Source organism: Aeromicrobium sp. (assembly GCF_050700635.1).
Taxonomy (GTDB): Bacteria; Actinomycetota; Actinomycetes; order Propionibacteriales; family Nocardioidaceae; genus Aeromicrobium.
In genome coordinates, this window is the sequence record NZ_JBOHDT010000197.1 from 1 (window position 1) to 12703 (window position 12703).

The 12703-nt window shown below is 68.1% G+C and carries 14 protein-coding genes and 2 tRNA genes; 7 read left to right on the plus strand and 9 right to left on the minus strand.

Features of this window, described 5'->3' with window-relative positions:
* The first annotated feature begins 316 nt into the window (after window positions 1-316).
* Genes ACRDPN_RS15320 through ACRDPN_RS15330 form a run of 3 tightly spaced genes read left to right on the plus strand, consistent with a single transcriptional unit; the run spans window position 317 to window position 3202 of the window.
* The gene (locus ACRDPN_RS15320; RefSeq protein ID WP_431449546.1) at window positions 317-1855 is read left to right on the plus strand and encodes a replication initiator; all 1539 of its coding nucleotides are present in this window, start codon (window positions 317-319) and stop codon (window positions 1853-1855) included.
* Window positions 1852-2064, plus strand: a complete 213-nt coding sequence (locus tag ACRDPN_RS15325; protein WP_431449547.1) for a helix-turn-helix transcriptional regulator — start codon at window positions 1852-1854, stop codon at window positions 2062-2064. The genes ACRDPN_RS15320 and ACRDPN_RS15325 overlap by 4 nt, the downstream gene beginning before the upstream one ends.
* 1 nt (window position 2065) lies before the next feature.
* Window positions 2066-3202 carry a tyrosine-type recombinase/integrase gene (locus ACRDPN_RS15330; RefSeq protein WP_431449548.1) on the plus strand — a complete coding sequence of 379 codons (1137 nt, stop codon included), beginning with the start codon at window positions 2066-2068 and terminating at the stop codon, window positions 3200-3202.
* A gap of 17 nt (window positions 3203-3219) precedes the next feature.
* On the opposite strand, the gene ACRDPN_RS15335 is transcribed toward ACRDPN_RS15330, so the two are convergent.
* Window positions 3220-3293: transfer RNA gene (locus ACRDPN_RS15335), tRNA-Ile, on the minus strand.
* A gap of 21 nt (window positions 3294-3314) precedes the next feature.
* Here ACRDPN_RS15335 and ACRDPN_RS15340 point away from each other — a divergent pair.
* Genes ACRDPN_RS15340 through ACRDPN_RS15350 form a run of 3 tightly spaced genes read left to right on the plus strand, consistent with a single transcriptional unit; the run spans window position 3315 to window position 5046 of the window.
* Complete coding sequence (locus ACRDPN_RS15340; protein WP_431449549.1) at window positions 3315-4061, plus strand: PIG-L deacetylase family protein; 747 nt, start codon at window positions 3315-3317, stop codon at window positions 4059-4061.
* 8 nt (window positions 4062-4069) lie between these two features.
* Window positions 4070-4615, plus strand: a complete 546-nt coding sequence (locus ACRDPN_RS15345; RefSeq protein ID WP_431449550.1) for an FAD-dependent oxidoreductase — start codon at window positions 4070-4072, stop codon at window positions 4613-4615.
* Window positions 4612-5046: an FAD-dependent monooxygenase gene (locus ACRDPN_RS15350; RefSeq protein ID WP_431449551.1), complete on the plus strand. Its 435-nt coding sequence runs from the start codon at window positions 4612-4614 to the stop codon at window positions 5044-5046. Before ACRDPN_RS15345 ends, ACRDPN_RS15350 begins: the two co-directional genes overlap by 4 nt.
* 161 nt (window positions 5047-5207) lie before the next feature.
* Here the strand turns inward: ACRDPN_RS15350 and ACRDPN_RS15355 are convergent.
* From ACRDPN_RS15355 to ACRDPN_RS15390, 8 genes are all read right to left on the minus strand, one after another.
* Window positions 5208-5283, minus strand: a tRNA-Asn gene (locus tag ACRDPN_RS15355).
* On the minus strand, window positions 5274-5873 hold the full coding sequence (locus ACRDPN_RS15360; RefSeq protein ID WP_431449552.1) for a sigma-70 family RNA polymerase sigma factor: 600 nt from the start codon (window positions 5871-5873) through the stop codon (window positions 5274-5276). Before ACRDPN_RS15360 ends, ACRDPN_RS15355 begins: the two co-directional genes overlap by 10 nt.
* 79 nt (window positions 5874-5952) lie before the next feature.
* Window positions 5953-7830, minus strand: coding sequence for a DNA primase (gene dnaG, locus ACRDPN_RS15365; RefSeq protein WP_431449553.1), 1878 nt, complete (start codon window positions 7828-7830; stop codon window positions 5953-5955).
* A 40-nt stretch (window positions 7831-7870) separates the two neighbouring features.
* A complete protein-coding gene (locus ACRDPN_RS15370) occupies window positions 7871-9115 on the minus strand; it encodes a deoxyguanosinetriphosphate triphosphohydrolase (RefSeq protein ID WP_431449554.1) in 1245 nt (414 codons plus the stop codon).
* Between the two features lie 150 nt (window positions 9116-9265).
* Window positions 9266-10117 (minus strand): bifunctional DNA-formamidopyrimidine glycosylase/DNA-(apurinic or apyrimidinic site) lyase, encoded by an 852-nt coding sequence (gene mutM / locus ACRDPN_RS15375; RefSeq protein WP_431449555.1) that lies wholly within the window; start codon window positions 10115-10117, stop codon window positions 9266-9268.
* Entirely contained in the window at window positions 10110-10796 is a 687-nt protein-coding gene (rnc, locus tag ACRDPN_RS15380) for a ribonuclease III (RefSeq protein WP_431449556.1), read from the minus strand. The genes mutM and rnc overlap by 8 nt, the downstream gene beginning before the upstream one ends.
* A 17-nt stretch (window positions 10797-10813) precedes the next feature.
* Window positions 10814-10999, minus strand: a complete 186-nt coding sequence (gene rpmF / locus ACRDPN_RS15385) for a 50S ribosomal protein L32 (RefSeq protein ID WP_431449557.1) — start codon at window positions 10997-10999, stop codon at window positions 10814-10816.
* Between the two features lie 3 nt (window positions 11000-11002).
* Entirely contained in the window at window positions 11003-11551 is a 549-nt protein-coding gene (locus tag ACRDPN_RS15390; RefSeq protein WP_431449558.1) for a YceD family protein, read from the minus strand.
* Between the two features lie 101 nt (window positions 11552-11652).
* Between ACRDPN_RS15390 and dinB the strand changes: the two genes are divergently transcribed.
* Window positions 11653-12703 (plus strand): DNA polymerase IV (gene dinB / locus ACRDPN_RS15395; protein ID WP_431449559.1); only part of this gene is annotated, 1051 nt, incomplete at its 3' end.

The window sequence follows — 12703 nt, forward strand, 5'->3', positions numbered from 1 at the left end:
GCTGAGGATTGGGGCGTTGACTTGTCGGTGGGGCCTGTCAGGGTTGCTTGTGCGGATCAATTTCATACAAAGACTAAGCGGGTAGTTATCCCCGGGGGTCGGCTCCCCACCCTGGCCATAGAGCGCCATACACGCAGCGCCGTTACACACACTAAGACAAGATCCGGTTCGCAGGTCCTTAGACGGACGTGTCTTGGCGCTGCAGCGATCCGGGTGTCAAGACTGGTAAGGCGGATCGTGGTTCTCCCGAAGCCGGGTGTGCCGCGCGGCCGGATCGCACTAGCCGCGTGGCACACCCTTCGGAGGGGTGGGCCAGGTGAGCATCCGGTCCCGGGCTGTCGTGTACGACACGCTGCCTGCCCTGCTGCCCGACATGATCCCCGGCATGAGGTCGACGCTGGACGTCCCGGCGTTGACAGGCCGGGCCGCGGAGCAGGTCACCGGGATGCTCGGGTCGGACGATCTGGACCCGTTCTCCGAAGCCCTCTCCCGGGTGGGGAACTGCTCAAACCCGGTCAAGCTGGTCGGCCGCTCGGAGACCGTCGACACGGCCACCGGCGAGATCGTCTCGACATACTCGAGTGAGGATGAGCCGCGCGGCGTCACATACGTCCGGTGCGGGAATCGGCGAGCAAGCCATTGTCCGTCGTGTTCGCGGGTCTATGCGGCGGACATGTTCCACCTGATCCGCGCCGGCGTGGTCGGCGGAAAGACGGTCCCGGAGTCAGTGGCGGAGAACCCCTTGGTGTTCGCCACGGTGACGGCGCCGTCGTTCGGGATCGTGCACGGCCGACGCGACCATGGCCGCCGCTGCCACCCGGTCACGCGCGGCAGCTCGACGTGTTCGCATGGTCGGCCTCGAACCTGCCAGATCGCGCACACTGATGAGGATGAACTTCTCGGACAGCCGTTGTGCCGAGGCTGCTACGACTACGCCTCCCACGTCGTCTGGCAGTACCGGGCACCGGACCTGTGGCGCCGGTTCACCATCACCCTGCGCCGCCTCGTCGCCAAGCAGCTTGGTGTCCCGGCGACCCGGCTGGATGAGGTGGCGACGGTCCAGTACGCGAAGGTCGCCGAATACCAACGTCGCGGCGCCATTCACTTCCACGCCCTGGTCCGACTCGACGGACCCAAAACACCGGAAGGGTTCGCCCCCGCCCCGGCCAGAGTTGACGCTGACCAACTGGCTCACCTGATCCAGCAAGCGGCTGCGTCCGTTCAATTGACCGTGGATGGTGTTGACACCGACGACCTGGCCCGGGTGCTGGCGTTCGGTCGCCAGATCGACGCAAGGGTCGTCCGGACCAGCCGGCGCACCGACGACCCAGAGCGGGAACTCAACCCAGAGCAGGTGGCCGGGTATCTGGCTAAGTACGCCACCAAATCCGCCGACGACACCGGCACGACCGACAGCCCGCATCACCGGCGGATCCGGGCCACTGTCCGAGCGCTCGACGCCCGAGCCGACAAGTCAGGTGAGTACGCGCTGCTCGGCAACTGGGTGCACATGCTCGGCTTCCGGGGCCACTTCGCCACCAAGTCCCGCCGCTACGCCATCACCCTCGGCGCCATCCGCCGCTCCCGCCGCCGCGCCCAAGCCAAGCTCGCCGAAGCAAACGCCGAAGGTCGGCCGATCGACCTCGCCGCGATGGAAGCCGACCTGCTCGCCGACGATGACGCCGAAACCACGCTGGTGATCGGCAACTGGCAGTACGCCGGTACCGGCTGGAACAACGAAGGCGAATGCGTCCTCGCCGTCGCGGCAGCCGCTCGAGCCCGCGAGTACGCGCAGGAGCGAGCACAGGAGCGCAAAGAACGCCACACACGACATCTCGGAGAGGAAACATCATGAGGAAGCAAGCCACCACGGAATGGCCGCGTCCGCTGCCACCGAAACTGTGGAACATCCACGAGACGGCCGAGTTCCTGGGCGTCCCGACATCGACCCTCTACTACTGGAGCTACATCGGCGAGGGCGGACCCCGCATTCTGCGAATTGGCAAGTCGCTGCGATACAACCCGTACGACGTTGCCGAGTGGGCGCGATCGGAGTCGGACTGACATGGGAAACGTCCAGAAACGACCAAGCGGCAGCTGGCGCGCGCGGTATCGCGACCCGGCAGGTCGCGAGCATGCTCGTCACTTCGGACGTCGACTCGACGTCGAGCGGTGGCTCGCCTCTGTTGAGAACGCAAAGCACCGAGGCGAGTGGATCGACCCCGCCCTCGCTCGGATCACCGTGGGTGAATGGGCGACCCGTTGGCTTGAATCGCAAGTGCAACTCAAGCCGCTGACCCGTCGGCGCTATGAGTCGATCGTCACGGTCCAGGTCATGCCGACGTGGGAGAAGGTCAAGCTCGCGGAGGTGACGCACGCCGATGTGGTCACGTGGGTGGCGCGCCTGCAGGCCGGTGGGTACGCGGCGGCGTCGATTCGGCAGGCACACCGGGTGCTGTCGCTGATGCTGGCCTTGGCGGTTCGCGATCGGCGGCTGACGTACAACCCGGCCGAGGGAGTCCGCCTCCCACGAGCCGCCCGCAAGGAGCCACACTTCCTGACTCACGATCAGGTCGACCGCCTTGCTGACGCCTGCACCGACTACGAGCTATTCATCCGGCTTCTCGCCTACACAGGTCTGCGCTGGGGCGAGGCCACGGCACTTCAGGTGAAGCGTCTCGACCTGATCCGGCGACGGCTCGAGGTCGTCAGAACCGCGGTCGACCTCGGACGAGAGGTCGGATACGGGACACCCAAGACCCATCAGCGTCGTTCGGTGCCGATTCCACGCTCGCTCGTCGATGCCCTGGCTGAGCAAGTCGCGGGAAAGGATCCCGACGATCTGGTGTTCACATCGCCTCGTGGTAATGCACTTCGGAACCAGAACTTCCGGAGCCGGTCCTTCAGACCTGCCGCGGCCGTCATCGGCATACCAACCTTGACGCCGCACGACCTGCGTCACACGGCCGCGAGTCTTGCCGTGCAGGCCGGTGCGAACGTCAAAGCGGTTCAGCGAATGCTCGGGCACGCGTCCGCAGCAATGACGCTTGACGTCTACGCGGGGCTGTTCGGTGACGATTTGGACGCCGTCGCCGACCGCTTGGATGAAGCCGCCGCTCGCGCCCGTGCGGACTCTTTGCGGACTCCAGCCGCTGTTGCGGACGTTCTGCCGTTCGTAAGTGGTGCCCAAAGTGGCCTCTGACCTGCGGTTTCACCTAGTGGGGAGGGCGGGGCTCGAACCCGCGACCGAAGGATTATGAGTCCTCTGCTCTGACCTGCTGAGCTACCTCCCCGCGCGGGGCTAGCCTAGCCAGATGGAGCCTTCACCTCTGGAGCCTGTCGACGAGTCGTGGGAATCCGCGCTCATCGTGGTGGCCCATCCCGATGACGTCGAGTTCGGAGCGGCTGCAGCGGTCGCTCGCTGGACCGATCAGGGCAAGACGGTCGTCTACTGCATGGTCACCAGCGGCGAGGCCGGCATCGACGGCATGACGCCGCCCGAGGCTCGCGAGGTGCGCATCGCCGAGGAGATCGCGTCGGCGCGGATCGTCGGCGTCGAGCAGGTGGAGTTCCTGGGCATGCCCGACGGCACGGTCGAGTACGGGCTGCCCCTGCGCCGCGCAATCGCCGAGGTCATCCGCAAACACCGGCCCGACATCGTCATCACGAACAACTTCCGTGAGTCGTGGGGTGGCACGTTCCCGAACCAGTCCGACCACATCGCCGTCGGCCGGGCAGCGATCGACGCGGTCCGCGACGCCGGCAACCGCTGGGTGTTCGCCGAGCAGCTCGTGGACGGACTCGAGCCGTGGGGCGACGTCCGTCAGGTCTGGGCGGCCAGCTCGCCCGATGCTGCCCACGGCGTCGACACCACCGACACGTTCGACCGTGGTGTCGAGTCGCTGAAGGCGCACCAGGCCTACATCGACGGTCTCGGCGGTGGCTGGGCGAACTTCGACCCGGTCGAGTTCCTGGAGGGAGTCTCGCGGCCGGCGGGGACCCGGCTCGGCGTCACCTACGGGACGTCGTTCGAAGTCTTCTCGATGAGGTTCGGCGAGTAACAGAATCGATGGGGCGTTCCAGGACCGCGATCGTGGTCGGCGGTGGAATCGGCGGTCTCGCCGCAGGCATCGGCCTTCATGAGCGGGGGTGGCAGGTTCGCGTGCTCGAGCGGGCAGCGGAGTTCACCGAGGTCGGAGCCGGTATCTCGGTGTGGTCCAACGCCCTGCGAGCGCTGGACTTGATCGGCGGCGGGCTGGCCGACGAGGTACGCGCACACGGCGACATCGAGCTGCAGGGCGGGATCGAAGCCAGGAACGGGCGGTGGCTGTCGCGCGTCGATGCCGACGAGGTGGTGCGGCGGTTCGGGCCGGTGATCATGATGCACCGTGCCGAGCTGCTGCAGATCCTCCTCGACCGGAACCCGCCGTCGTCCTTGGTTCCGGACGTCGAGGTCACCCATGTCGAGGCCGACGGCACTGTCGCGCACGACGACGGTGAAGATCGGGCCGATCTCGTGGTCGGCGCTGACGGGCTGAACAGCACGGTGCGCCAGTCCTGTGGCATGAAGCCAAGCCTCCGCGGTACGCCGGGTACACGGCGTGGCGCTGGGTGACCGATTCGGCAGGGCCGACCGACGTGGGTGGAGAGACCTGGGGCCGGGGCACCCGCTTCGGCCGAGCGCCGCTCCCGGACGTTCGAACGTACTGTTACGCGACCGCGAACGGCCCGGAAGGCGCTGAGGCACCGGACGGTGAGCTGGCCGTCCTCCGTGCACGATTCGGCGATTGGCACCACCCGATCCCGGCGCTCGTCGAGGCGGCCGCAGGCAGCGAGATCTTGCGCCACGACCTCTACGAGCTGCCGGATCTCGCGTCGTTCATCCGGGGATCGGTGGCCCTGCTGGGTGATGCCGCCCACGCCATGACCCCCAACCTCGGTCAGGGCGCGTGCCAGGCGCTGGAGGACGCGGCCACACTCGCCGACACGGCCCCCGACCTCGCTTCCTACGACCGGGAGCGACGAGCCCGCACCAGCGCATCGTGAGGATGTCGCGTCAGACGGGTGCCATGGGGCAGTGGTCGTGGGGGCCTGCGGTCGCTCTACGGGACCGGCTTCTCCCCCTGGTACCGGCCAAAGCGACGCTGCGCGTGCTCGACCCGGTGCTGGCCTGGCCTGAAACGCGGCGATGAGCCCGGATCCTTGCCTGGCTCCCCCGGTTGGACTCGAACCAACAACCCTCCGGTTAACAGCCGAATGCTCTGCCAATTGAGCTACAGGGGATCGGCTCCTACGCGAGGAGCACGGTGACCCACACTAGCAAGTCGTTCACGCAAATGCGCCATCGCCCGAACCTCGTCGGCCCGTACTTGACCGACCGTGAGACCGAGCCGCTGAGCCACCTCTTTGCGTGTGCGTGGCGGGCCGGCCGGCTCCCCCAGCCGGTAGCGGAGACGAATCACGTCGGCCAGTCGGAGCGGCAGGTGCGCGAGCGCGGGCTTGAGGTCCTCGCTCGGTTCGATGGCATCCGCGGCGGGGATGTCGAAGGCGTCGGTCGGCGTCTCGGCAGGGACCGGCACCCGGATGGCTGCCGTGATCCACGGCCAGGCGTAGGTGGCCAGACGACAGCCGCGGTCGGGGTCGAACCGGTCCACGGCGGCGATCAGGCCGAGGGCGCCTGACTGCACGGCGTCGTCGAGTGCGTCGTCGCGTAGGCCGAGGCTGCAAGCCCGCAGGGCGACGAGCCGCAGGCTTTCTCGGACGAGCTCATCACGGGACGCGCGATCACCTGAGCGAGCGGCACGGGCGAGAAGGTGTTCACGATCAGGGTCGAGGGGCGACTGGGCCAGCAGGTGACGCACGAGGGAATCCACCTGACCAGCGTCGTTGCCGAGACGTGACCGCGACTGGGCTCGGAAGCCGGCTGTGGACAGGTGGCGGCCTGGGGACGAGTCAGGTGCCGATCGCGCGGCCGCGCATGGTGCGATGCTGCTGCTCCAGGGCGATGAGCTCGCCGAACATCCGGTTGTAGTTGTCGGTCTGCTCCACCGGGTTGGTGCGCTGGAGCCTCGACTTCAGCTCGGTGATGCGACGGGCCAGGGTGAGGGCCTGCAGCTGCGCGATCGTGGCCGCGACGACCGCCGCCATCGACGACTCCCGCGCGCGCATCGGCTCCACTGCTGCGACTGAGAGCACATGACGAAGGTCGTCGGACGGCAGAGCGTCGGAGATGCGAGACACCCATGACGGGTCGGCGCGCGTGGGCCACTCCTGCTCACTGATGTGGCGCCAGATCTCCTGCGCGACCGGGTGCGTGAAGTCGTTCTCGTGGACGTCGCCGACGTGCTCGCGGGCCAGGTGCGGGAACTGGGCGATCGCCTTGAGGGCCTCGCGCTCGTCGGCGAACTGCGGCGCGCCAAAGCTCACGAACGGAGCAGGCTCTGCCTCCGGCTCGCCCGTCGCCGTCGGTCTGGTCTGCGGTGGGGTCTTCACGGGCGCGGCCTTGTGACGTCGGTGCTCGGCGCGGACCTGGTCGACGTCGACACCGACCTTGGTAGCGATCTCGCGAAAGAACTCCTCGACCTTGCTCTTGTCGCGGATGGCCGTGGCCAGGCCCACCGCCTCACGGACGGCGTCGACACGCTGGTCGCCACGGTCGAGGTCGTATCGGGCCAGTGTGTTCTCCAGGACGAAGCGGTACAGCGGGATGCGGGAGGCGACGAGCTCGCGCACCGCTGCGTCGCCGTCGGCGAGCCGGAGGTCGCACGGGTCCATGCCACGCGGCTCGACGGCCACGTAGGTCTGAGCGACGAACTGCTGGTCGCCCGCGAACGCCTTCATGGCCGCGCGCTGGCCGGCCTCGTCGCCGTCGAACGTGAAGATCACCTCGCCGTGGAAGGCGTCGTGGTCGTGCAGCACCCGTCGCAGGATGCGTGCGTGCTCGTCGCCGAAGGCGGTACCGGACGTGGCCACTGCCGTACGCACACCGGCCTGGTGGCAGGCCATGACGTCGGTGTAGCCCTCGACCACGACCGCCTGGCTCGCCGACGAGATGTGCCGGCGAGCGAGGTCGAGGCCGTACAGCACCTGGCTCTTCTTGTAGATCGGCGTCTCGGACGTGTTGAGGTACTTGGCCTCGACCCGGTCGTCGTCGAACATCCGCCGGGCGCCGAAACCGATGATCTCGCCGGTCATCTCGCGAATGGGCCACAGCAGTCGGCCGCGGAACCGGTCGTAGAGACCACGCTGACCGCGTGACGCGAGGCCGCCGACGAGCAGCTCGTCGTCGTCGAATCCCTTGCCCTTGAGGTGGGCCACCAGGGCCTCTCCCCCGCGCGGCGCGAACCCCATGCCGAACGTCTCGGCCGCGGACTGGTCGAAGCCGCGGTCGGTGATGAACTGCCGTCCGGACTGCGCGTCGGGTGAAGTGGTGAGCATCGATGCGTAGAACTCCCCGGCCAGCCGGTGCGCCTCGAGCAGCCGCTGCCGCTGGCGCGGGTCGCGGCGCGGACCGGACGGTGTGCCCTCCTCGTAACGCAGCTGGATACCGTACTTGGAGGCCAGCCGCTCGACCGACTCGACGAACGTGAGGCCCTCGATCTCCATCAGGAACTTGATCGAGTCACCGCCGACTCCGCAGCCGAAGCAGTGGTAGTAGCCCTGGGCCGGCCGCACGTTGAACGACGGCGACTTCTCGTCGTGGAACGGGCACAGACCCTTGCGTGATCCACCGCCGGCGTTGCGCAGCGTGACGTACTGCTCGACGACCTCGTCGATGCGGGCCCGCTCGCGGACGAGCTGGATGTCCTCGTCCTTGATGAGCCCGGCCATGGGGTGATCCTAGAGCCCTGGGATATCTAGGCTCTTCGACCTACAATCCGAGGCGCTTGCCCCAGAGGGGCGCAGAGATGTCGGTGAGGCTGGCGACCTGGTCCACGACGGCCCGAAGTCGACCCTCGTCGTCGGTCGCCGCGTCGTGGTCGGCACGGATGTCCGGCTCGAGCTCTCGACCCTCGGACGCGGCCAGGGCCTTCACCAGATCCTGCAACAGCTCGCGTTGCGACCCGAGGTGGACGGCGCGATCGTCCGATCGCATGACGTAGTGGGCGGCGACCGCCTTGAGGACCGTGATCTCGTCGCGGGTCGCGTCCGGGACCTCAAGATCTGCCATGTAGCGAACAAGCGGTCCGCTCCCCCACCGCTGCACGGTCGCGGACTGTGCGGCCGTGGCGAAGCGTCCGATCAGGGCACTGGTAAGGCTCTTGAGCAGTGCGCGCGATGCCCGACTCGGGTCGAGCGCCTTCCGCGGCCACTCCGGCATCGCCTCGAGCCGCTCCAACGCGGACGACAGGCGTTCGTCGTCGAGCCCGGCGTCGTACCAGTCGCGAGCGACGGCGTTGACGGACGACTCGTCGAGCGACGCCAGGTCGAGGGTGAACCAGCCTCCCACCACGCCGTCCTCGATGTCGTGCACCGAATACGCGATGTCGTCGGACAGGTCCATGACCTGCGCCTCGATCGGCCGATGGCGCGGTTCGACGTCAGCCCGCACCCAGTCGAACAACTCGACGTCGTCGGCGTAGACGCCGAACTTCTCGCCCCAATTCTTGCCAGCACCGTCGGGCGCCTCACCGCGCGACCAGGGGTACTTCACGCAAGCCGCGAGGGTGGCCCTGGTGAGATTGAGCCCGACGCTGCGACCGTCCGGCGCGAACGTCTTGGCCTCCAGCCGGCTGAGCAACCGCAACGTCTGCGCGTTGCCCTCGAAACCGCCGCACGACGCCGCCACCTCGTCGAGCGCCACCTCTCCGTTGTGTCCGAACGGAGGGTGACCGAGGTCGTGGGCGAGTGCGGCCGAGTCGACGATGTCGGGGTCGCACCCGAGCGACGCGCCGAGCTCGCGCGCGACCTGGGCGACCTCGAGCGAGTGCGTCAGACGGTTGCGGATGAAGTCGTCGCTTCCGGCCCCGAGCACCTGGGTCTTCGCGGACAAACGACGCAGCGCCGCGGAGTGCACGACCCGAGCGCGATCGCGCTCGAACGGCGTGCGGCCGGCCCGCTTCGGCGGTTCCGCCACGAAGCGGGCGCGCGCCTCGATACCGTACGGATCCTTCATCGCTCGCAGGCTATCCCTCCTGTATCGGTGAGCGGTGCTTCAGCGTCCACCTACCCGCGCCAGAGGTGACCTGGCGTCCACCGTGATGCTTCGTGTGGACGCTGTCTCACCTCCCCGGGCGAGCCGTTGACGCTTGTTTGTCCACCGCTGTCACCACCGACCATGCCGCGGCCGGGGCTGGCAGACCGGGCAGCGGTACGAGGAGCGGTTCATGAACGGCTCGCGCCGGATGGGTGTGCCGCAGCGGCGGCACGGCAACCCCTCCTGGCCGTACGCCGCGAGGGAGCGGTCGAAGTAGCCGCTCTCACCGTTGACGTTGACGTAGAGCGTGTCGAAGGAGGTGCCGCCCTGATCGAGCGCTTCTCGCAGCACCTCGGTGACGTGTCCGTGCAGGCTCTCGATCTCCCGTGTGCGTAGGTGACGGGTGTTGCGGGCGTAGTGCAGCGGCGTGCGCCAGAGCGCCTCGTCGGCGTAGATGTTGCCCACGCCCGACACGAGCGTCTGGTCGAGAAGGGCCCGCTTGACGCCGGTCTGCCGCTTGCGCAGGCGCGCGGCGAAGGCTGCAGCATCGAACTCCGGGTCGAGGGGATCGCGGGCGATGTGGCTGATCTGCGACGGGAGCTCGGCGCCGTCCTCGCTGAACACCATGCCGCCGAACGTGCGCTGGTCGACGAAGAGGAGCTGTGTCCCGTTGTCGAGGTCGAGGGCGACGCCCAGGTGTCGCGGCGGTTCCGCCTCGCCGGACCCGATGAGGAACTGACCGCTCATGCCGAGGTGGCACAGGACCGCGTCTCCCCCGTCGAGGACGAGCCAGAGGTACTTGCCGCGACGCCGGGCGTCGACGACGGAGCGACCGGTGAGTCGGGACACGAAGTCCCGTGGCCCGGCAGGGTGGCGGCGCACCGAGCGCGGATGGAGGACCGTGACGTCGGTGATCGAGCGGCCAACGACGTGTTCGGACAGTCCGCGACGGACGACCTCGACCTCGGGAAGCTCAGGCATGCTCGCGGTCGGACGTGATGGATCGCCACGCGATCTCCGCGACCTCCTGCTCGGCCTCCTTCTTGGAGCGTCCGGAGCCGCCGGGGAACACCAGGTCGCCGACGTGCACCTCCGCCGTGAACCGCTTGTCGTGATCGGGACCATCGCTCTCGAGCACGTAACGCGGGACGCCGAGGTCGTGAATGGCCGTGATCTCTTGCAGCGACGTCTTCCAGTCGAGGCCGGCACCGAGTTCGGCCGCCTGGGCGATCACCGGGTCGAAGATCGTGTGGATGACCTCGGACGCGCGCTCGATGCCGAACTGCACGTAGATGGCGCCCAGCACGGCCTCGACGGTGTCGGAGAGGATCGATGCCTTGTCGCGTCCACCGGTGGTCACCTCGCCGCGGCCGAGACGGACATGGTCGCCGATGCCGAGGGTGCGGGCCACCACGGCGAGCGCCTTGGCGCTGACGACGGCCGCGCGGAGCTTGGCCAGCTGGCCTTCGGGCAGGTCTGGATGCTGGTGGAAGAGCGCGTCGGTGACGACCAGTCCGAGCACCGAGTCACCGAGGAACTCGAGGCGCTCGTTGTTGGGCACCTGGCCGTTCTCGTAGGCGAACGAGCGGTGCGTGAGGGCGTGCTCCAGCAGCTCGGGATCGAGATCGGGGACCCCGAGGACCTCGCGCAGCTGGTCCATGGAGGCGAGCGGTGCGGTCAGAGGACCTGACGACGCTCGCCGCGCGGACCGTACTGGCCGCACTCGGGGCACACGCGGTGCGGTACGACCTTGGAGTCGCATGCTGGGTTGGCACAGTCGACCAGCTGGGTGGCCGTCGCCTTCCACTGCGACCGGCGGTGACGCGTGTTGCTCCGCGACAACTTCCGCTTCGGTACTGCCACGATCTACTCCTTGATGTCAGCGTGAATGTCTGGGTCGGTCATCTGGCTCAGCTTCGCCCATCGAGGGTCGATCGCGTCGCCGTGTGTGTGGTCTGGATCATCCGCGAGCCGAGCCCCGCACTCGGGGCACAGTCCCGGACACTCCGGATCACACACGGGCTTGAACGGCAGTGCGAGCACCACCGCGTCCCGCAGGACAGGTTCGAGGTCGAGCAGCTCTCCCTCGAGCGACAGCTCGTCCTCGCCCGGCTCGTCGTACAGGTAGAGCTCCTGGAAGTCCACGACGAGTTCCTCGTCGAGGTCGTCCAGGCACCGTACGCACTCGCCGGTGGCCTGCGCCGAGGCGGTTCCTGTTGCCAGGACCCCGTCCATGACCGCCTCGAGCCGAAGCTCGATGACGATGTCCGAACCCTCGGGCACACCGAAGACTGCACTGCCCAGGTCCGCCGGTGCGGCGATGGAGAGATTGACCGTGCGTTCGTTGCCCGGTCGACGACCCAGCTCGTGGGTATCAACGACCAGAGGTCCCGACAGCACTTTTCGTCCATCCATCGACGTACACGACACTTCGACCTGCGAACAGGCCGACGATCATGGTATCGCGAGGGTCCGCAGGGCTCCTAATCCGACGAGTCCATGGAACAATCGAACACATGACCGAAGGTACCGTGCTGCACGCCGACCTCGACTCGTTCTTCGCGTCGGTCGAGCAACGCGACGACCCGAGCTTGCGCGCGCGTCCGGTCATCGTCGGCGGCGGGGTCGTGCTGGCCTGCAGCTACGAGGCGAAGGTCAAAGGTGTGCGCACCGCCATGGGCGGCCGCCAGGCGTCGCGATTGTGCCCCGATGCCGTCGTCGTCTCACCCCGGATGGAGGCCTACACCCAGGCCAGTCGTGACGTGTTCGAGGTGTTCCGTGACACCACGCCGCTCGTCGAGGGCATCTCCATCGACGAGGCGTTCCTGGAGGTCGGGGGCCTGCGGCGCATCCGCGGTGCTCCGTCCACGATCGCCCAGCAGCTGCGGGCGGATGTCAGAATGCGAGTCGGCCTCCCCATCTCCGTCGGCGTGGCCCGCACCAAGTACCTCGCCAAGGTGTCGAGTGCGCTCTGCAAGCCCGACGGGCTCCTCGTCGTGCCGATCGAGGACGAGCTGCGATTCCTTCACGCGCTGCCGGTCGAGCGGCTTTGGGGTGTCGGGCCGGTCACGTCCGAGAAGCTGCACGCCGTCCGTCTGCACACCGTCGGCCAGGTTGCGGCGCTCGGGCCGCGCGAGCTCGTTCAGCTGATCGGGCCGGCGGCGGGCCGACACCTGCACGCGCTCGCCAACAACCGCGACCCCCGAAGGGTCGAGACCGGACGTCGCCGGCGCTCGATCGGTTCGCAGCACGCCATCGGACGCGGCCCTCACACCGTCGCCGATCTCGAGCGCGTGCTCCTCGGCGTCGTCGACCGCGTCACGCGGCGCATGCGCGCAGCCGAGCGGCCGGGCAGCACCGTCACGGTGCGGCTGCGGTTCGACGACTTCACCCGCTCCACGACCTCGCACACGTTGTCGCGCCCCACGATGAGCACGAGCCACGTGCTCGACATCGCCCGACGACTCCTGCTCTCACGCATGCCCGACATCGAGGCGAAGGGCTGCACGCTCGTGGGCCTGGCGGTGTCAGGGCTCGACGACAACCCGGCGCAGCTCACGCTGCCGT